Here is a 19674-nt window from a genome sequence, read left to right on the forward strand (position 1 = left end):
ACGGCGAATGCTTCAGATTACCGGCGGGCGCACCCCTGGGATCAAATCGGTGGGACGTGAAGAATCTTCTTGCTGATCTTCTCGGCGTCCCTATGTGACCTTCCGGGCATCTCATCTGCCTTGTTGACAATCGTTTCCACTTTAGTTGAAAATGACTGTCATGAACGTACGCCGCCTCATACCCACCACCGCCGTCGCCGGAGCAGTCGTCCTCGGCCTGACCGCTCTCTCGGCCTGCTCCACCTCCGACGCAGCGGACGGGGGCAACGGCGACAAGCTGAAGGTGACGGCGTCGTTCTACCCGATGCAGTTCCTCACCGAGAGGATCGGCGGCGAGCACGTCGCGGTCACCAGCCTCACCAAGCCGGGCGTCGAGCCGCACGACCTGGAGCTCACCCCCCGCCAGATCGGCTCCATCAGCGAGTCCGACTACGTGCTGTACCTCAAGGGCATCCAGCCCGCCGTGGACGACGCGATCAAGCAGTCCGGTGTGAAGAACACCGTCGACGCCGCGACCCTCACCACGCTGGAGAACCACGGCTCCGAGGTCAGCGGCCACGACCACGGGCACGAAGGCGGACACGAGGGCGAAGAAGAGCACGGCCACGAGGAAGAGGCCCCCGAGGAGCACTCCGAGGGCGACGGCCACAACCACGGCGAGGAGGGCGGCGCCGACCCGCACATCTGGGTGGACCCGGTGAAGTACGCCGAGGTCGCCAAGGGCGTCGGCAAGTCGCTGGAGAAGGCCGACCCCGACCACGCCGCCGACTACAAGAAGAACACCGACGCCCTCGTCGCCGAGCTGGGCGAGCTGAACACGGCGTACGAGACCGGGCTGAAGAACACCTCCACCAAGACGTTCATCACCACCCACTCCGCCTTCGGCTACCTCGCCGAGCGCTACGGGCTCACCCAGCAGGGCATCGCGGGCATCGACCCCGAGGCCGAGCCGAGCCCCGCCCGGATCCAGGAGATCCACACCATCGCGGAGAAGGAGAAGGCCACCACGGTCTTCTTCGAGACGCTCGCCAGCGACAGGACCGCCAAGACCCTCGCGAAGGACACCGGCCTCAAGACCGGCGTCCTGGACCCGCTGGAGGGAATCACGGACAAGTCCCAGGGCGCTGACTACATCGAGGTCATGGAGTCCAACCTCGCCGCGCTGCGGAAGGCACTCGGCGCGAAGTGACCCGTACGACCCCGTGGACCCGCATCACCCCTGGATCGGAGGCGCTCATGCCGGAGCGTGAGAGCACCACCCACAAGCCCGTGGCCATCACCCGCGAGCCCGTGGCCACCGACCACGAGCAGCCCGTCATCGCCCTGCGCGGTGCCACGGCCACCCTCGGCGCACGCCCCGTGCTGCGCGGGGTGGACCTGACCGTGCACCGCGGCGAGGTCGTCGCGCTGCTGGGCGCCAACGGTTCCGGCAAGTCCACCGCCGTACGGTCCGTCATCGGGCAGGTCCCGCTGACCGGCGGCACCGTCGAGCTGTTCGGCACCGAGCTGCGCCGCTTCCGCCGGTGGGGCCGGATCGGCTACGTCCCGCAGCGCACCACGGCGGCGGGCGGTGTGCCCGCCACGATCCGCGAGGTCGTCGCCTCCGGCCGGCTGTCCCGTACGGGGCTGCGGTGGCCCGGGAAGGCGGACCGGGCGGCCGTGGACCGGGCCATCGCGCTGGTGGGCCTCGCCGACCGCGCCAAGGACTCCGTGAGCGCGCTGTCCGGGGGCCAGCACCAGCGGGTCCTGATCGCCCGCGCCCTGGCCGCCGAGCCGGAGCTGCTGATCATGGACGAGCCGATGGCCGGGGTCGACCTGGCCAGCCAGGAGATTCTCGCCTCGACCCTGCGCGAGCAGGTGACGCTGGGCACCTCCGTGCTGCTCGTGCTGCACGAGCTGGGCCCGCTGGAGCCCCTGATCGACCGGGCCGTCGTCCTGCGCGACGGCTGCGTGACGCACGACGGGCCGCCGCCCGAGGCGCTCGGCCAGCACGCCCTGCCCGGCCACGACCACGTACACCCCCACGCGGCCGCCGAGCCCGTACGGACGGGACTGCTGACCTGATGATGCTGGAATTCCTGAACCCTCCCTTCATGCAGCGGGCGCTCATCGCGGCCGTCCTGGTCGGCATCACCGCGCCCGCCATCGGCATCTACCTGGTGCAGCGGCGGCAGGCCCTGATGGGCGACGGCATCGGGCACATCGCGATGACCGGCGTCGGCCTCGGCTTCCTGCTCTCCACCAGCCCCGTCTGGATGGCCACCGCCGTCGCCGTGGCCGGCGCCGTCGTGATGGAGCTGATCCGCTGGTACGGACACACGCGCGGCGACCTCGCCCTGGCGATGCTGTTCTACGGCGGCATGGCGGGCGGCGTCATGCTGATCAACCTGTCCGACACGGGCTCCAACGCCAATCTGACCTCGTACCTCTTCGGCTCGCTGGCCACCGTCTCCGAGTCGGACGTCATCGCGATCTGCGTGCTGGCCGCCTTCGTGGTGCTGGTCACGGTGGGGCTGCGGCGACAGTTGTTCGCGGTCAGCCAGGACGAGGAGTTCGCCCGGGTGTCCGGCCTTCCGGTGCGGGTGCTGAACCTGCTGATCGCGGTGACCGCCGCCGTGACCGTGACCGTCGCGATGCGGGTCGTCGGCCTGCTGCTGGTCAGCGCGCTGATGGTGGTGCCCGTGGCGGCGGCGCAGCAGATCACCAAGTCCTTCAAGGTCACGTTCGTGCTGGCCGTGGTGATCGGCACGGCCGTGACCCTCACCGGCACCGTGACCTCGTACTACCAGGACGTTCCGCCCGGCGCGACGATCGTGCTGCTGGCCATCGCGGTGTTCGTGGCGCTGACCGCGCTCGCCGCTCCGCTCGCGAGACGCCGGGCACGGGCGAGCGAGGCGAAGGGAGCCGAGTGCACCCTTGAGGTACCGGGGGCCCGCCGGGACAGGGACGACGTACGGGTGTGACAGCGGTGCGTGTGACCGAGTCGCACCGTACGTGTTCGCCGGCGGCGCCCGGCCGGGCTGGCACAATGGCCCGACACATGTACGGGCGACACGAGGAGGCAGCTGTGGCCACGGCGCCGATCAGTGGCACGAACGCAGCGCCGGTACGCGGCCGGTCCACCCGGCAGCGGGCGGCGGTGGCGGCGGCGCTCGACGAGGTCGACGAGTTCCGCAGCGCCCAGGAGCTGCACGACGTCCTCAAGCACCGCGGCGACTCCGTGGGCCTGACGACGGTCTACCGGACCTTGCAGTCCCTCGCCGACGCGGGTGAGGTCGACGTCCTGCGCACCGCCGAGGGCGAGTCCGTCTACCGGCGGTGCTCGACGGGTGACCATCACCACCACCTGGTCTGCCGGCTCTGCGGCAAGGCGGTGGAGGTCGAGGGCCCGGCCGTCGAGCAGTGGGCCGAGATGATCGCCGCCCAGCACGGCTATGTGAACGTCGCGCACACCGTCGAGGTGTTCGGCACGTGCGCGGAGTGCGCCGCGAGCAAGGCGTAACGAGCGAAACGAACGGGAAGAGGCGGGCCCGGGACGTGTCCAACGTCCCGGGCCCGCCTCTTTCACGTCACTTTCCGCGTCGCTTTCAGGTCACTTTCCGCGTCGCTTTCGTGTCACTTCTTCGTCGCCTCAGCGGCTTCAGCGGCCTTCGCGGCCTTCGCCGCCTCCACCGCCTCCGCCCCGCCGAAGCGGCGGTCGCGCTGGGCGTACTCCAGGCAGGCCCGCCACAGGTCCCGACGGTCGAAATCCGGCCAGAGAACGTCCTGGAAGACCATCTCGGCGTACGCGCTCTGCCAGATCAGATAGTTCGAGGTGCGCTGCTCGCCGCTCGGGCGCACAAAGAGGTCCACGTCCGGCATGTCCGGGTAGTACGTGTACTTCGCGAACGTCTTCTCGTTGACCTTGGACGGGTCGAGCTTCCCGGCCGCCACGTCTTGGGCGATGCGCTGCGCGGCGTCCGCGATCTCGGCGCGGCCGCCGTAGTTGACGCAGAAGTACAGCGTCATCTTGTCGTTGTCCTTGGTCTGCTCCTGGGCGACCTGGAGCTCCTGGACGACGGACTTCCACAGCTTGGGCATGCGGCCCACCCAGCGGATGCGGATGCCGAGCTCGTCCATCTCGTCGCGGCGGCGGCGGATCACGTCGCGGTTGAAGTTCATCAGGAACTTCACCTCGTCCGGCGAGCGCTTCCAGTTCTCCGTGGAGAAGGCGTAGAGCGAGAGGTTCTTCACGCCCATCTCGATACAGCCCTTGAGAACGTCCATGACGACGCCCTCGCCGACCTTGTGGCCCTCGGTGCGCGGCAGACCCCGCTCCTTGGCCCAGCGGCCGTTGCCGTCCATCACGACGGCGACGTGCTGGGGCACCAGCTCGCCGGGGATCTTCGGAGGCGTCGCGCCCGTGGGGTGCGGCTCGGGGGTCTTGTACGTGCGCCGGTTACGGCCGCCGAGGATCCCGCGTACTGCCATGAGCTTCTCAGTCTCCCTGTGTCACTTCTCCACGCACCACGTCGTCTGCCCGACGCACCGCGTCACTTCTCCACGTACCGCGTCACTTCTCGACGTACCGCAGCGAGCGCAGGCCGCGCTCCAGATGCCAGTGCAGATAGGCGGACACCAGTCCGCTCCCCTCCCTGACATGACGTGCCTCGCACGCGTCCGCCGTCGCCCAGTCGCCGCTGAGCAGCGCGCTCAGCAGGGCCAGTGCCTGTGCCGAGGGTACGACGCTGCCGGGGACCCGGCAGTCACCGCATATGACGCCCCCCGCGGCGACGGAGAAGAACCGGTTCGGACCGGGCATTCCGCACTTGGCGCAGTCCTCGAAGCTGGGCGCGTACCCGTTGACCGCGAGCGAGCGCAGCAGGAACGCGTCCAGGATCAGGTGGGGGGCGTGCTCGCCCCGGGCGAGGGTGCGCAGGCCGCCGACGAGCAGCAGATACTGCTGGACGGCCGGTTCGCCCTCGTGGTCGGTGAACCGCTCGGCGGTCTCCAGCATCGCGGTGCCCGCCGTGTAGCGGGCGTAGTCGGCGACGATCCCGCCGCCGTAGGGGGCGATCGTCTCGCTCTGGGTGCAGAGCGGCAGCCCGCGGCCGACCAGCTCGCTGCCGCGGGCGAAGAACTGCACGTCGACGTGGGAGAAGGGCTCCAAGCGGGCGCCGAACTTGGATTTGGTGCGGCGCACCCCGCGGGCGACGGCCCGCACCCGGCCGTGGCCGCGGGTCAGGATCGTGATGATCCGGTCGGCCTCGCCCAGTTTCTGCGTACGCAGCACGATGCCGTCGTCCCGGAACAAGCTCATGGGCCCATTGTCGCCCACCCGGGGCCGCCCGTGGCGGGTCGGCTGCGGAGAAGGCTCTAGGGCGCGTTTCGAAAGTAGCGCCGTCCGCCCGGAGGGCGGGCTCGGCGGCGTCTGGTGCGTGCGATCGCAAGGCGGAGGGTCGCCCCGATACTGGATGTATCGGGGTGATCCCGACAACGCGGCGAGGGATGGGGTCTCCCCTGCTCGAGCGAAGCCGAGAGCTTGGGGAAGTGCCAGGCGTCGCCGAGCAGGCGGGACTTTCGAAACACGCCCTAGGAGGGCGTGCGGGCGGCGGCTGCCAGCAGGCGGGCGGTGTCGTCGGCGGGGAGCTGGAGGGCGCTGCCGACCGTGGTCAGGACCTGGCGCTCGGCGGTGCGGTAGGGCCCGTCGGCCAGCGCGATCCTGGCGCCCTGGAGGAGGACGGACTCGCGGCCGGCGACGGCCAGGTGCGGGGCGAGCGGGGCCAGCACCTCGTGCAGCTCGATGGCGAGGGTCGGGCCGCAGGCCTCGGCGGCCGGGTCGGAACCGGAGCCCCGCCCGGTGTCGGCGGCCAGCACCTCGACGACGGTGAACAGCTGCTCCTGGGTGCAGTCGTCGAGCCCGGCGTCGCGCACGGTGGCGACGGCGGCCTCCAGGACCGTGCGGGAGGTGGTGCCCCCGGCGGCGAGGACGGCCAGGGTGACGGTGTGGACGGCCTCGCGGAGCATCGCCGAGAACCGGGTCGTGGTGGGGTGGTCCAGCGCCTCGGGGGCGTAGTGGGTGAGGCAGGCGGCGCACTCGACGACGGGCTCGGTCTCGCCCCTGCCGACCAGCGGGACGCCGAGGACGGTGAGGCGGCGGCGGCCGGTGAGCCGGCGGTAGTTGCGGTCTCCCCCGCAGCCGGGGCAGAAGAAGGCGCCGTCGCCGACGGCGTCCCAGATGGTGCGAACGCCGCAGAGGACCGGCCTCAGAGCGCGTTGTCCTTTGGCTGACCGCACCTCGTACACCTCCGTAACGCTCCGGCAACATTGCCGTGTGTTGGACGTGATGTTAGCCACACGCGCGATGCTGCGTCAGCCTCTGGGACGTCACAACCCCGGGATATGGCCGAACCCCGACCACCCGGAGCGGGCGGTCGGGGTCCGTCATTGCCGTCGTACGGGGTCGAACCGGACGTCCGTACGAGGAGGGGGACGCGAGGGCCCGGGAGGGGCCGGACGGGTCAGCGGGCCGCGCGGTTGACGGCGGAGACGACCGCCTTGAGCGAGGCGCGGGTGGTGTTGGCGTCGATGCCGATGCCCCACAGGACCTTGCCGTCGATCGCGCACTCGATGTACGAGGCGGCCTGGGCGCTGGCGCCCTCGCTCATCGTGTGCTCGGTGTAGTCCAGCAGCCGGGCGTCGATGCCGATGGCCTGCAGCGCTTCGAAGAACGCGGAGATCGGGCCGTTGCCCGTACCGCTCAGCACGGTGTCCGCGCCGTCGACGGTGGCCTCGACGGTCAGGGTGTCCCGGCCGTCGGTGTCGGTGGTGGTCTGGCCGGAGCGGAGCTGGACGCGACCCCATCGAGCCACAGCGTTCTCCGCGTTCGGCAGGTACTCGTCCTGGAAGGTGGTCCAGATCTGCGCCGGGGTGACCTCGCCGCCCTCGGCGTCGGTCTTGGCCTGAATGATCCGGGAGAACTCGATCTGCATCCGGCGCGGCAGGTCCAGCTTGTGGTCGTTCTTCAGGACGTAGGCGATACCGCCCTTGCCGGACTGCGAGTTGACCCGGATGACGGCCTCGTAGGAGCGGCCGACGTCCTTCGGGTCGATCGGCAGGTACGGCACGGCCCACTCGAGGTCGTCGACGGTCTTCCCCTGGGCGGCGGCGTCCCGCTCCATGGCGTCGAAGCCCTTCTTGATGGCGTCCTGGTGGGAGCCGGAGAAGGCCGTGTAGACCAGGTCGCCCGCGTAGGGGTGGCGCGGGTGGATCTCCATCTGGTTGCAGTACTCGCTGGTGCGGCGGATCTCGTCGATCTGCGAGAAGTCGATCTGCGGGTCGACGCCCTGGGAGAAGAGGTTCATGCCCAGGGTGACCAGGTCGACGTTGCCGGTGCGCTCGCCCTGGCCGAACAGGCAGCCCTCGATGCGGTCGGCGCCGGCCATGATGGCCAGCTCGGCGGCGGCGACGGCGGTGCCCCGGTCGTTGTGCGGGTGGACCGACAGGCAGACGAACTCGCGGCGGGTCAGGTTGCGGGACATCCACTCGAACCGGTCCGCGTGGGTGGAGGGCGTCGAACGCTCCACGGTGGCGGGCAGGTTGAGGATGATCTCGCGGCCTTCCTCCGGCTGCCAGACGTCGCAGACGGCCTCGCAGACCTCCAGGGCGAAGTCCAGCTCGGTGTCGGTGAAGATCTCCGGGCTGTACTGGTAGCCGAAGACGGTCTCCGGGCCCAGGATCTTCTCGGCGTACTCCATGACCAGCCGGGTGCCGTCCACCGCGATCTGCTTGACCTCGTCGCGCGAGCCGCGGAAGACGACGCGGCGGAAGGTGGGGGCGGTGGCGTTGTACAGGTGGACGGTGGCCCGGTGGGCGCCGACCAGCGACTCCACGGTGCGCTCGATCAGCTCCTCGCGGGCCTGCGTCAGGACGGAGATCGTCACGTCCTCGGGGATCGCGCCCTCTTCGATGATGGAGCGGACGAAGTTGAAGTCGGTCTCGCCGGAGGACGGGAAGCCGACCTCGATCTCCTTGTAGCCCATCGCGACCAGCAGGTCGAACATCTCGCGCTTGCGCGCCGGGGACATCGGGTCGATCAGCGCCTGGTTGCCGTCGCGCAGATCGGTGGACAGCCAGCGGGGCGCGACGGTGATCCGGTTGTCGGGCCAGGTGCGGTCGGCGATGTCCACGGCCTCGTAGCCGCGGTACTTGTGGATCGGCATCCCCGACGTCTTCTGGAGCTGCGTCGCGTTGGTGATCGGGGTGGGGCGGCCGACGGAATCACGGGCGGGATTCACGGTGTTACCGGCGGGATTCACGGTGGTCATGGCGTAGGGCTCCTCGGTCCAGCGGGGGTCGGCCGACTGTGTCGCTGCAGCACCAGACTCCGCGGGGAGGGGGTCGGCCTACGACTACAGGCCCTCGCCGCGGCAGCTAAGGAGAAGCAGCCCGAAACGCATGATGCGACGAGCGTAACCGAGTGTGGCCCGTGGTGTCGGTCCGTATCAGTATGCGGGACCGGGTATCGATGACGGGAAAACAGTGACTCATCACTCCATTTCGTCAATCATCGTCGCAACCAGTGACAGCGCCGTGACGGAGTGCCACAGTCGTTGTATGCACCTTCGAACCGACGGCGATCTCCACCCCGTCTTCTGCACCATCGTTCCGCCCCACGTCCTCGATCACCTGTCCCGGTCCGCCGACGCCCGGCTCGCGGACCCGGCCCGCCGCACCCTGGCGGCCGACGGCCTCCGCCGCGACCGCCGCCGCGCCACGGCCCTCGCCGCCGTCCCGAGCACCCCCGGCGTGGGCGCGGTCCCCACCAAGCCCCACCGCACCCTGTACGACTGCCGGAACGGCACCACCCTGCCCGGCCGCCAGGTCCGCGACGAGGGGGACAAGCCCACCTCGGACGCCAGCGTCAACCGCGCGTACGCCGGCCTCGGCGCCACCTTCGAGCTGCTGCTCTCGGCGTACGGGCGCAGCTCGATCGACGGCAAGGGGCTGCCGCTGATCGGTTCCGTGCACTACGGCGAGGAGTACAACAACGCGTTCTTCGACGGCGAGCAGATGGTCTTCGGGGACGGCGACGGCGAGATCTTCCTCGACTTCACCGTCGCGGTCGACGTGATCGCCCACGAGCTGGCCCACGGCCTGACGCAGCACACCGCCAACCTGCGCTACGAGGGCCAGTCGGGCGCGCTCAACGAGTCGGTGTCCGATGTCTTCGGCTCGCTGGTGAAGCAGTACTCGCTGGGTCAGAGCGCGGAGCAGGCCGACTGGCTGATCGGGGCCGGACTGCTGGCGCCCCGGGTCAGCGGGGACGCGCTGCGCTCGATGAAGGCCCCGGGCACGGCGTACGACGACGACGTCCTCGGCAAGGACCCGCAGCCGGGGTCCATGGCGGACTACATCGAGACGGAGGAGGACAACGGCGGGGTCCACCTCAACTCCGGTATCCCCAACCGCGCGTTCCACCTCCTGGCCACCGCGCTGGGCGGCAACTCCTGGGAGCGTGCCGGGCAGATCTGGTTCGACGTGCTGACCGGCGGCGAGCTGACGGCGAACGCGGACTTCGCGGAGTTCGCCCGGCTGACGGTCGCGGCGGCGGGCGACCGCTTCGGCGCGGGCGACGAGCGGGAGGCGGTCCTCAAGGCCTGGTCGGAGGTGGGCGTGCCGACCAAGGCGTAGCCCCGGCCCCAGGAGGCGGGGTTGAGCGCCTCTGCCGGCCCCCGATAGACAGGACCCCATGCGTATTCAGGTCAGCAGGACCGGCGGCTTCGCCGGCATCGCCCGCCGCCATGAGGTCGACACCGGGGGGAGGGCGGACGCCGCGGAGTGGCAGGCGCTCGCCGAGGAGGCGCTCGACTCCGCGCGGGACACCCCGCCGACGGGCGTACCGGACGGCTTCCGTTACGCGATCACCGTCGGGGACCGCACCGTGTACTGCGCTGACCCCGATCTGACCGGGGCGCAGCGCACGCTGATCTCACGCGTCCTCAAGGAGGGCGCGTGAGATCGGCTCCTTCCGTCGGAGGCGCGTGAGGCAGGCGCCTTTCCGCGGACCTGCCTAGAACCCGAGCTTGCGCAGCTGCTTCGGGTCGCGCTGCCAGTCCTTGGCGACCTTCACGTGCAGGTCCAGGAAGACCGGCGTGCCGAGCAGGGCCTCGATGTGCTTGCGGGACTTGGTGCCGACGTCCTTCAGCCGCTGGCCCTTCGGACCGATGATGATGCCCTTCTGGCTGGGGCGCTCGATGTAGACGTTGGCGTGGATGTCGAGCAGCGGCTTGTCCGCCGGACGGTCCGTGCGCGGCAGCATCTCCTCGACGACGACCGCGATGGAGTGCGGCAGCTCGTCGCGTACGCCCTCCAGCGCCGCCTCGCGGATCAGCTCCGCGACCATGACCATCTCCGGCTCGTCGGTGAGGTCGCCCTCCGGATAGAGCGGCGGGCTCACGGGGAGCAGCGGGGCGATGAGGTCGGCGAGCAGGCTGACCTGCTGGTCCTTGACCGCCGACACCGGAATGATCTCGGCCCACTCGAAGCCGAGCTCGTCGGCCAGCGCGGAGACGGCGAGGAGCTGTTCGGCCAGCGCCTTCGACTCGACCAGGTCGGTCTTGGTGATGATGGCGATCTTGGGGGTCTTCTTGATCCCCGCGAGTTCCTTGACGATGTACTTGTCGCCGGGGCCGAGCTTCTGGTCGGCGGGCAGGCAGAAGCCGATGACGTCGACCTCGGCCCAGGTGGTCCGCACGACGTCGTTGAGCCGCTCGCCCAGGAGGGTGCGCGGCTTGTGGAGGCCGGGGGTGTCGACCAGGATCAGCTGCGCGTCGGCACGGTGCACGATGCCGCGCACCGTGTGCCGTGTGGTCTGGGGGCGGTTGGAGGTGATCGCCACCTTCTGACCGACGAGAGCGTTCGTGAGGGTGGACTTGCCCGCGTTGGGGCGGCCCACGAAGCAGGCGAAGCCTGCCCGGTGGGGGGAGGTGGTCTCCGCTTGCGCGGCAGCGGATTCTTGGTTCGGTCGAGCGCTCATGGCGACCATTCTCCCCGATCCCGGCGGCGTCGGAGCACAGTGGGCCGCGCGAGACCGGTCACGGCCGCCTCAGTCCGTACGGGTACGGCGTCGGCGGGCCCGTGCCCACAGGGTCCCTCCGGCGGCGACGAGCACGGCGAGCACTCCGGCGAGGAGCCACGGCACGGCCAGGAAGGTGACCTTCCCGGTCGGCGTCATGATGTCGGCGGGCAAGGCCAGGTCGACCGGGTTGCTGGCGGCGGGCACGACCACGGTGTAGGTCACGGCGACGGTGTCGCCGACCTGCGGGGTCGCGTTGTCGACGGTGATCTGCGCGGTCGTGGTGCCGTCGATGGGCGGGATGCCCGCGATGGGCGGCGGGATGCAGTGGGTGGGGAAGTCCACCGCGACGGAGGCCGTCGCGGCGGCCTGCGCCGGGCCCCCGAGCAGCCCTCCCCCGGTGACGACGAGTGCGGTGATGCCCAGGGCGGCGGCCCAGCGGCGCCGCGGTTCGGTGGATCTTCGCATGGTCGGTCGCATGAATTCGGTGCCCTCCTGCGGAAAGCGGTACGGCGGCTCTTCCGTACCGGCAGGGGGCCCTTGATGACCCGGGCGAAAAAGAAGTCAATGCAGACGAAACGCGGTGACTGATGGGCCATCAGATGACGGCATGATCGGCGACCGGGCGGGCTTCCCTCCTCGGCCGGCGGGCCGGGCGGGCCCGCCCGGCCCGCCGTCGCACACGGGACCGGCCGCCGTCACACGGCCGGATCAGCCCGCCGTGACGCGGACCCGCAGCGTGCCGTCCGGGCCCGCGAGCAGCACCGGGGTGTCCGGTCCGCCGAGGTCCCGCACCGCGGCCCGGTCGTCGTCGGAGGGCGTCTCGGCGGCGGAGACGACCGCGGCCGCCTCCAGCGAGGTGGCGCCGCTGGCCACCGCCATGGCGACGGCGGTCTGCAGGGCGCTGAGCTTCAGCGAATCCAGCGCCACCGTGCCCGCGACATACGTACGTCCCGTCTCGTCGCGTACGGCCGCGCCCTCGGGCACCCCGTTGCGGGCACGGGCGCTGCGCGCCAGGGTGACGATCTTGCGGTCCTCGGCGTCGAGCTCCGTGGTGTCGGTCATGGCACGAGCATACGAAGCGGGCGGAGCCCCGCGCAGGTCACCCCGGCACCGGGAGCGTCCGGCCGACCGGGACCGGTCACCCCGGCACCGGGTACAACGAGCCGCGCCGCCCCTCGGGCGAGGCGAGCCACTGGAGCCTGGCCTCACAGCCGGTGCCGGGCAGCGGGGTGTGCAGCACGATCGCCAGGTCCGGCCGGGCGGGCACCCGCAACTGGGTGGCCTCCAGGGACAGGCGGCCGACCACCGGGTGCTCGACCTCCTTGCGGTTCTGTCCCGCGGGGGCGATGTCGCGCCGCTCGTACAGCTCGGCGAAGAGGGGGCTGGCCGCCTTCGCCTCCTCGATGACGGCCCGGAAACCGTCGTCCTCGGGCGCCTCCGAGCAGGCCGCCCGGAACTGCGCCACCACCTGGGGGGCCAGCGCGTCCCAACTCGCCCCGGTACGGGTGCGGTAGACGGGGTCGGTGAAGAAGGCGACGAGGCAGTTCTGCCGGATGCCCGGGCGCATGCCGAGCACCGAGGCGGCGGCCTCGTTGTACAGAACGGTGTTCCAGTACCGGTCCATGATGTGGGCCGGATAGGGCATCCAGGCGTCGATGAGCCTGGTCAGCCCCTCGCACATGTCGGCGTCGGCCGGATCGACCTCGGGCGGGGGCGGGTTCAGCCCGGCCAGCGCGTACAGATGGCGGCGCTCCGCGCTGCTCAGGCGCAGCACCCGGGCTACGGAGTCCAGCACCTGCGGGGAGACGGTGATGTCGCGGCCCTGCTCCAGCCACTGGTACCAGGAGACGCCCACCCCGGCGAGGACGGCGACCTCCTCCCGGCGCAGCCCCGGGGTGCGGCGGCGGGCGCCGCCCGGCAGCCCGGCCTCGCCCGGGGTGACGCGGGCCCGGCGGCTCCTGAGGAACGCGCGTAGTTCGGCGAGGCGGTGGGCTTTCGTGTCGTCCGTCGCCTGCTGGGCCGCTGTGGCCACGTACTCCCCCTGGTGTCCGTGCGAGCGCCTGCCTGGTGGTGCGGGCAACAGGATAAGTTCCCGCTCCCCACGGTTATTCCGGCCGCCGCAGGGTGGGACGCATGGCGATCGAATCCCCCTCCCCCTCTGCTGCTGCTCCTGTTTCCCCTGCTCCCCCGCTGTCCCCCGCGCCCCCCGAGGCCGGTCCGCCCCGGCTCTCCGGCCGGGCCCGGCTGGTCCTGTTCGTGCTGTGCGCCGCCCAGTTCATGGTGGCCCTGGACTTCTCCGTGCTGAACGTGGCGCTGCCGGTGCTCGGCAAGGACCTCGGGCTGAGCACCACGGGCCTCCAGTGGGCGGTCACCGCGTTCGCGCTGCCGTCGGGGGGCTTCCTGCTGCTCTTCGGGAGGATCGCCGATCTGTACGGGCGGCGCCGGCTGTTCCTCATCGGGCTCACCGTCTTCGGCGCCTCGTCCCTGCTGGCGACGCTGGCCTGGGACCCGGCCTCCTTCCTCGCCGGGCGGGCGCTCCAGGGGCTGGGGGCGGCGGTCATCGTGCCGACCGGGATGTCCCTGCTGACGACCACGTTCCCCGAGGGGCCGCTGCGCGACCGGGCGCTCGGGATCAGCGGGACGCTCATGTCGCTCGGCTTCACGGTGGGCATGGTCGCGGGCGGTGTCCTGACCGAGACGCTGGGCTGGCGCTCCACGATGGGCCTGCTGGCGGTGGCCTCGGTCGTGGTGCTGGTGCCGGCCCCGAGGGTGCTGGAGGAGTCGCGCACGACGGACCGGCCCCGGCTGGACGTGCCGGGCGCGGTGAGCGTCACCGGCGGTCTGCTGGCGCTGATCTACGCGCTGTCGACGGCGGCGGAGCGCGGCTTCGGCGGCGTGGACGTGCTGGTCACGCTGGTCCTCGGCGTCGTTCTGCTCTCCGCGTTCGTCGTGGTGGAGTCCCGCTCGGCGGCCCCGCTGGTGTCGCTGCCGATGCTGCGGCGGCGGACGGTGGCGTTCGGCAACCTGGGTGGCCTGGTGACCTTCTCGATGATGAGCACCGTCGTCTTCGTCCTGACCCTGTACCTCCAGGAGGTCCTGGACCTCTCCCCCTTCGCCACCGGTCTGGTCTTCGGGGTGCAGGGCGTGATGTCCGTGGTCGCGGGCATGTACGCGCCGAAGCTGATCGGCCGGATCGGCGCCCGCCGGACCCTGGCGCTGTCCCTGATCGGCCAGGGGCTGTTCATCGGCGCGCTGCTGGGCCTGGGCGCGGAGTCGGGGGTGTGGCTGGCGACCGCCGCGGTATCGCTCTCCAGCATGTTCCACCTGGGCGCGATCATCGCGTACGGGCTGACCGTGACGTCCGGCGTCCTCAACGAGGAGCAGGGCCTGGCGACCGGTCTGGTCACCACGACCCAGCAGGTGGGCCTCACGGTCGGTATCCCGCTGCTGGGGGTGCTGGCCACGACACAGGACACCCTGTTCGACGGCGTACGGACGGTGGTGGCGGTCGCGGGGGCGGTCCTGCTGGCGGCGGGCGCGGCGGTGGCGGCGGGGCTGCGGCGGAGCTGACCTTACGGGAACGGGCCCGCCCCCCACGGAGGGAGCGGGCCCGTTCCCGTATACGCGCTTTCTCTACGGCCGGTCCAGGCGCAGCCGTTCCGCCTTCGGGAGCCCGGCGACCACCAGGTCGTAGGAGTCCTCGACCAGCTCGCGCAGCAGCCGGTCCGGGACGCCGGAGACGGTGACCGTGCTCCAGTGGCGCTTGTTCATGTGCCAGCCGGGCACGATCGCGGGGTGCGTCTCGCGCAGCCGGATCGCCTCGTCGGGATCGCACTTGAGGTTGATGGTGAGCGGCCGCCCGTCCAGCGCGGTGAGGGCGAACATCTTGCCGAGCACCTTGAAGACGGAGTTCTCCGGGCCGAACGGGAACTCCTCCACGCTCGCGTTGAACTCCAGGCAGAAGGCCCGCAGCCGCTCCGGCGTCATTCCGCTTCCTTCTCCTCGGTCTCCTGGTGCTCCGGCTCCACGAGCACCGTGACGATCTTGTTCCGGCGGCCCGCGGGGGATTCCGCGGTGAGCCGGAGCCTGCGGCCGTCGGGCAGCTCGACGGCCGCGGACGCGCCGGCGATCGGGACCCGGCCGAGCGCCTTGGCGAGCAGGCCGCCGACGGTCTCCACGTCCTCGTCGTCGTACTCGTCGAGGCCGAAGAGGTCGCCGAGGTCCCCGATGTCGAGCCGGGCGGTGACCCGGTAGCAGCCGTTCCCCAGCTCTTGGACGGGCGGCAGCTCCCGGTCGTACTCGTCGGTGATCTCGCCGACGATCTCCTCCAGGATGTCCTCGATGGTGACGATGCCCGCGGTGCCGCCGTACTCGTCGATGACGACCGCGACATGGCTGCGGTCCTGCTGCATCTCGCGCAGCAGGTCCCCGGCGTTCTTGGTGTCGGGGACGAAGGCGGCGGGGCGCATCGCGGTGGAGACGGGGTCGGCCTCGGACTCGCGGTTGATGTGCGTCTTGCGGACCAGGTCCTTCAGATAGACGATCCCGACGACGTCGTCCTCGTTCTCGCCGGTGACCGGGATCCGGGAGAAGCCGGAGCGCAGGGCGAGGGTGAGGGCCTGTCGGATCGTCTTGTAGCGCTCGATGGAGACGAGGTCGGTGCGCGGCACCATGACCTCGCGGACCAGGGTGTCGCCCAGCTCGAAGACCGAGTGCACCATGCGGCGCTCGTCGTCCTCGATGAGCGACTCCGCCTCGGCGAGGTCGACCATGGCGCGCAGCTCGGCCTCGCTGGCGAACGGGCCCTTGCGGAACCCCTTGCCGGGGGTCAGCGCGTTGCCGACGAGGATCAGCAGCTGCGGGATCGGCCCCATGATCCTGGCCAGCGGCAACAGGACGTACGCGGATGCCGTGGCCGTGTTCAGCGGGTGCTGGCGGCCGATGGTGCGCGGAGAGACGCCGATGGCGACGTAGCTGACGAGCACCATCACGCCCATCGCGACGGCCAGCGCCTCCCAGGTCTCGGGCAGCTCCTGGAGGCAGGCGTAGGTGACGAGCACCCCGGCCGACATCTCACAGGCGACCCGCACCAGCAGGGCGACGTTGAGATAGCGGGTGGGGTCGGCCGCGATCTGCGCCAGCTTCGCGCTGCCGCGCCGGCCGGACCGGACCGCCTCGTCCGCCCGGAAGCTGGAGGTGCGGGCGATACCGGCCTCCGCGCAGGCGGCCAGCCAGCCGACGACGACCAGCAGCACGGCCCCGGTGATCAGGGGCGCGCTCACGAGACGGTGGGGGCGGGGGACGCGCCGGTGAGCCCGTGCTCCCCGCGCCAGCCGTCCACGATGGCGGCCTGGAGACCGAACATCTCGGCCTTCTCGTCCGGCTCCTCGTGGTCGTACCCCAGCAGGTGCAGCACTCCGTGGACGGTCAGGAGCTGGAGCTCCTCGTCCATGGAGTGCTGCGTCGGGGCCTCTTCGCCCTGCTTCTTCGCGACCTCCGGGCAGAGCACGATGTCACCGAGGAGCCCCTGCGGGGGCTCCTCGTCGTCCTTGGCCGGCGGACGCAGCTCGTCCATCGGGAAGGACATGACATCGGTCGGACCGGCGAGGTCCATCCACTGGATGTGCAGTTGCTCCATGGCGTCGGTGTCCACCACGATCACCGAGAGCTCGGACAGCGGGTGGATCCGCATCCGGGCCAGTGCGTAGCGGGCGATGTCGAGGATCGCCTGCTCGTCGACCTCGGTTCCGGACTCGTTGTTGACGTCGATCGACATGGTGCGCTGCGACTACTTCCCTTTACGGCGGTCGCGTCGGCCGTCTTCGCGGCCTTCCGCCTGACCGTCCTGCTGACCGTTTCGGCTGTCGTACTTCTCGTACGCGTCGACGATACGGCCGACGAGCTTGTGCCGGACGACATCCTGGGAGGTGAGCCGGGAGAAGTGCACGTCGTCCAGGCCCTCCAGGATGTCCTGGACCTGCCGCAGCCCGCTCTTGGTGCCGCTCGGCAGGTCGACCTGGGTGACGTCACCGGTGATGACGATCTTGGAGTCGAAGCCGAGGCGGGTGAGGAACATCTTCATCTGCTCGGCGCTGGTGTTCTGCGCCTCGTCCAGGATGATAAAAGCATCATTCAGGGTCCTGCCCCGCATATAAGCCAGCGGCGCGACCTCGATCGTGCCCGCCGCCATCAGCCGCGGGATCGAGTCGGGGTCGAGCATGTCGTGCAGGGCGTCGTAGAGCGGGCGCAGATACGGGTCGATCTTGTCGAACAGGGTGCCCGGCAGGAAGCCGAGCCGCTCCCCCGCCTCGACCGCGGGCCGGGTCAGGATGATCCGGCTGACCTGCTTCGACTGGAGGGCCTGGACGGCCTTGGCCATGGCGAGGTAGGTCTTGCCCGTACCGGCGGGACCGATGCCGAACACGATCGTGTGCTGGTCGATCGCGTCGACGTACCGCTTCTGGTTGAGCGTCTTGGGGCGGATGGTGCGGCCGCGGTTGGAGAGGATGTTCTGTGTGAGCACCTCGGCGGGCGTCTCACCCTGGGGGTCCCCCTGCCCGGTGCCGGCCGCCCTGAGCATGGCGATCGACCGTTCCACTGCGTCCTCCGTCATCGGCGCTCCGGTGCGGAGCACAAGCATCATCTCGTCGAACAGGCGTTGGATGAGAGCGACGTCGGCGGCCTCGCCCGTGGCACTGATCTCGTTGCCCCGGACATGGATGTCGGCCGCCGGGAAAGCCTCTTCGATCACGCGCAACAGCGAGTCACCCGATCCCAGGAGCATCACCATGGGGTGTGCGGCCGGGATCCTGATCTGGGCACGCGCCTGCGGCTGTGTGGGTGTCTGAGTCATGGGCCGGCCCTCGGGCCTGCGCATACCTCCCGTTGCAGGGTTCTCGCTGCTCGACAACCTCTGGATTACCAAGCCTACGACCTGGCGGTGACAACGCAGAGTGCTTTTACCGCCCGTGTGTGCGACACGGGTCGGCGGCCGCTCACTGGCGGAAGCCGATCGTGGGCACCGCGCGCCGCAGCGGCCAGGCGCGGGCCGTGGTGGGCAGGAGGTCGTCAAGGAAGGCGTAACGCTCCAGGGCGGCGGGGTCCTGGCTCGCGCAGGTGCGGATCAGCTGCCACCAGGCGGCGACCTCGGCCCAGCCGGGGGCGGAGAGCGAGCCGCCGAACTCCTGGACCGAGAGGGCGGCGGTGAGCCCGGCGAAGGCGAGCCGGTCGGCGAGCGGCCAGTCGGCGAGGGTGCCGGTCACGAAGCCGGCGACGAAGACGTCCCCGGCGCCGGTGGGGTCGAGCGCCTCCACCTCGATGGCGGGCACGGCCGCGGCGGCGCCGGTGCGCCCGTCCACGGCGTACGCGCCCTCGGCGCCCAGCGTGACCACGGCGAGCGGCACCCGTTCGGCGAGCGCGTGGGCGGCGGCGCGCGGGCAGTCGGTGCGGGTGTAGCGCATCGCCTCCTCGGCGTTGGGCAGGAACGCCTCGCAGTGCGCCAGGTCGGGCAGGGCGTCCAGGTCCCAGCGGCCGGTCTCGTCCCAGCCGACGTCGGCGAAGATCAGCGCGCCGTTCCGGGCGGCGGTGGCCACCCAGGGCTCGCTCCGACCCGGGGCGAGCGAGGCGATGGCGGCACGGGCGCGCGGCGGGCAGCGCGGGAAGGGCGGGGCGGGGGCGGGAGTGCCGGTGGGGGCAGGAGTGCCCGTGGGGGCAGGAGTCCCGGTGGGGGCAGGAGTCCCGGTGGGGGCGCCGGCTCCGGTGGACGTGACAGCTCCGGTGGACGTGACAGCTCCGGTGGACGTTCCGGTCGGAGCGGGTGCCTCGTGGCCGTGCGAGACCATCGTGCGCTCGCCCTCGTACGCCATGGAGACGGTGACCGGGGAGTGCCAGCCGGGGACGGTGTGCGACATCGACAGGTCGATCCCCTCACCCTGTTCGAGGGCGTCCCAGCAGTACTCCCCGTAGTGGTCGTCGCCGAAAGCGGCGGCGAGGGAGGTGCGCAGGCCGAGGCGGGCGAGGGCGGTGGCCATGTTGGCGACACCGCCGGGGCTGGAGCCCATCCCCCGCGCCCAGGACTCGGTGCCGCGCACGGGGGCGCTGTCCAGGCCGGTGAAGATGATGTCGAGGAAGACCGGGCCCGTCAGGAAGACGTCGCAGGCGGGGTCCCGGGGGGCGCGCAGCGCCTGTAGCGGGTCGATGCCCGGAGTGTCTGTGCTCACCGTGCGCTCCCGGTGTCGTGCGGCGGATCTCGGCCGGATCCCGGACCGTGTGAGGTGCGGCCAGTCTGCCCGATACGCCCGGGCGAACGCAGTGTCCGTGGCCATGTGTTCGCAGCACGTCTGACCTGCATAAACATGCGCTAATACCCGGGGTTTTCCTGCATAAACGCATAAGTGGCCCAGATCACAGCGAGGCGGCTTTCGGGGGGCCGGAAGCGCTTGATACAAATTGCCCCGCGAGCACCTTCGGGGACCTTCTCCGACGAGAGCCGCGAATCCCAGCATTCCGCTGCACATCCCTGTCGTACCCGCATGCCTCCGCATGCCCCCGCATGCCCCCGCTCGCTTCGCTGTGCCCCGCTCGACCCCCTCCCCTCCCCCCTGCCTGCTCAGGCA

Annotated in this window: 19 protein-coding genes and 1 pseudogene; 7 read left to right on the forward strand and 13 right to left on the reverse strand. The window is 70.8% G+C overall.

Annotation, left to right across the window (positions count from 1 at the left end; genetic code table 11):
* Positions 1-160 precede the first annotated feature (160 nt).
* The 4 genes from ACIQRW_RS18460 (at position 161) to ACIQRW_RS18475 (ending at position 3502) form a co-directional block, all read left to right on the forward strand.
* Positions 161-1189 (forward strand): metal ABC transporter substrate-binding protein, encoded by a 1029-nt coding sequence (locus tag ACIQRW_RS18460; RefSeq protein WP_403761201.1) that lies wholly within the window; start codon positions 161-163, stop codon positions 1187-1189.
* Positions 1190-1236: 47 nt separating this feature from the next.
* On the forward strand, positions 1237-2064 hold the full coding sequence (locus tag ACIQRW_RS18465; protein ID WP_403761694.1) for a metal ABC transporter ATP-binding protein: 828 nt from the start codon (positions 1237-1239) through the stop codon (positions 2062-2064).
* Positions 2064-2963, forward strand: a complete 900-nt coding sequence (locus tag ACIQRW_RS18470; RefSeq protein ID WP_403761204.1) for a metal ABC transporter permease — start codon at positions 2064-2066, stop codon at positions 2961-2963. The genes ACIQRW_RS18465 and ACIQRW_RS18470 overlap by 1 nt, the downstream gene beginning before the upstream one ends.
* A 104-nt stretch (positions 2964-3067) precedes the next feature.
* Positions 3068-3502, forward strand: a complete 435-nt coding sequence (locus tag ACIQRW_RS18475) for a Fur family transcriptional regulator (protein WP_003969280.1) — start codon at positions 3068-3070, stop codon at positions 3500-3502.
* 113 nt (positions 3503-3615) lie between these two features.
* Here the strand turns inward: ACIQRW_RS18475 and ACIQRW_RS18480 are convergent, their stop codons facing one another.
* From ACIQRW_RS18480 to leuA, 4 genes are all read right to left on the reverse strand, one after another.
* Positions 3616-4470 (reverse strand): isoprenyl transferase, encoded by an 855-nt coding sequence (locus ACIQRW_RS18480; protein WP_403761207.1) that lies wholly within the window; start codon positions 4468-4470, stop codon positions 3616-3618.
* Positions 4471-4552: 82 nt separating this feature from the next.
* Complete coding sequence (gene recO, locus ACIQRW_RS18485; protein WP_026237355.1) at positions 4553-5299, reverse strand: DNA repair protein RecO; 747 nt, start codon at positions 5297-5299, stop codon at positions 4553-4555.
* Positions 5300-5571: 272 nt separating this feature from the next.
* The gene (locus ACIQRW_RS18490; RefSeq protein ID WP_403761211.1) at positions 5572-6276 is read right to left on the reverse strand and encodes a TerB family tellurite resistance protein; all 705 of its coding nucleotides are present in this window, start codon (positions 6274-6276) and stop codon (positions 5572-5574) included.
* A 224-nt stretch (positions 6277-6500) separates the two neighbouring features.
* On the reverse strand, positions 6501-8306 hold the full coding sequence (gene leuA, locus ACIQRW_RS18495) for a 2-isopropylmalate synthase (protein ID WP_403761213.1): 1806 nt from the start codon (positions 8304-8306) through the stop codon (positions 6501-6503).
* 289 nt (positions 8307-8595) lie between these two features.
* Here leuA and ACIQRW_RS18500 point away from each other — a divergent pair, with 289 nt between their 5' ends.
* Both ACIQRW_RS18500 and ACIQRW_RS18505 read left to right on the forward strand, forming a co-directional pair.
* Positions 8596-9672 (forward strand): M4 family metallopeptidase, encoded by a 1077-nt coding sequence (locus ACIQRW_RS18500; protein ID WP_403761216.1) that lies wholly within the window; start codon positions 8596-8598, stop codon positions 9670-9672.
* A gap of 58 nt (positions 9673-9730) precedes the next feature.
* The gene (locus tag ACIQRW_RS18505) at positions 9731-9997 is read left to right on the forward strand and encodes a protealysin inhibitor emfourin (protein ID WP_097965292.1); all 267 of its coding nucleotides are present in this window, start codon (positions 9731-9733) and stop codon (positions 9995-9997) included.
* A 54-nt stretch (positions 9998-10051) separates the two neighbouring features.
* Here ACIQRW_RS18505 and era read toward each other — a convergent pair whose 3' ends face one another.
* The 4 genes and pseudogenes from era to ACIQRW_RS18525 all read right to left on the reverse strand — a co-directional run bounded on the left by era (position 10052) and on the right by ACIQRW_RS18525 (position 13091).
* Entirely contained in the window at positions 10052-11026 is a 975-nt protein-coding gene (era, locus tag ACIQRW_RS18510) for a GTPase Era (RefSeq protein ID WP_397652449.1), read from the reverse strand.
* A gap of 165 nt (positions 11027-11191) precedes the next feature.
* Positions 11192-11536: pseudogene (locus ACIQRW_RS18515) on the reverse strand (beta-xylosidase); the annotation flags it as partial.
* A 231-nt stretch (positions 11537-11767) separates the two neighbouring features.
* Positions 11768-12121 (reverse strand): cytidine deaminase, encoded by a 354-nt coding sequence (locus tag ACIQRW_RS18520; protein WP_361322160.1) that lies wholly within the window; start codon positions 12119-12121, stop codon positions 11768-11770.
* 76 nt (positions 12122-12197) lie between these two features.
* Entirely contained in the window at positions 12198-13091 is an 894-nt protein-coding gene (locus tag ACIQRW_RS18525) for a helix-turn-helix transcriptional regulator (RefSeq protein WP_403761219.1), read from the reverse strand.
* Between the two features lie 101 nt (positions 13092-13192).
* Here ACIQRW_RS18525 and ACIQRW_RS18530 point away from each other — a divergent pair, with 101 nt between their 5' ends.
* On the forward strand, positions 13193-14629 hold the full coding sequence (locus ACIQRW_RS18530) for an MFS transporter (RefSeq protein WP_403761222.1): 1437 nt from the start codon (positions 13193-13195) through the stop codon (positions 14627-14629).
* 63 nt (positions 14630-14692) lie between these two features.
* On the opposite strand, the gene ACIQRW_RS18535 is transcribed toward ACIQRW_RS18530, so the two are convergent.
* From ACIQRW_RS18535 to ACIQRW_RS18555, 5 genes are all read right to left on the reverse strand, one after another.
* Positions 14693-15046 (reverse strand): MmcQ/YjbR family DNA-binding protein, encoded by a 354-nt coding sequence (locus tag ACIQRW_RS18535; protein ID WP_403761225.1) that lies wholly within the window; start codon positions 15044-15046, stop codon positions 14693-14695.
* Positions 15043-16341 carry a hemolysin family protein gene (locus tag ACIQRW_RS18540; RefSeq protein ID WP_403761228.1) on the reverse strand — a complete coding sequence of 433 codons (1299 nt, stop codon included), beginning with the start codon at positions 16339-16341 and terminating at the stop codon, positions 15043-15045. The genes ACIQRW_RS18535 and ACIQRW_RS18540 overlap by 4 nt, the downstream gene beginning before the upstream one ends.
* Positions 16338-16835, reverse strand: a complete 498-nt coding sequence (gene ybeY, locus ACIQRW_RS18545; protein WP_265601704.1) for an rRNA maturation RNase YbeY — start codon at positions 16833-16835, stop codon at positions 16338-16340. The genes ACIQRW_RS18540 and ybeY overlap by 4 nt, the downstream gene beginning before the upstream one ends.
* 12 nt (positions 16836-16847) lie before the next feature.
* Entirely contained in the window at positions 16848-17912 is a 1065-nt protein-coding gene (locus tag ACIQRW_RS18550; RefSeq protein ID WP_403761231.1) for a PhoH family protein, read from the reverse strand.
* 142 nt (positions 17913-18054) lie between these two features.
* A complete protein-coding gene (locus ACIQRW_RS18555) occupies positions 18055-19278 on the reverse strand; it encodes a carbohydrate kinase family protein (protein ID WP_403761234.1) in 1224 nt (407 codons plus the stop codon).
* Positions 19279-19674: the final 396 nt, after the last annotated feature.

Origin of the sequence: Streptomyces sp. NPDC091287 (assembly GCF_044768525.1) — a bacterium.
Lineage (GTDB): Bacteria > Actinomycetota > Actinomycetes > Streptomycetales > Streptomycetaceae > Streptomyces.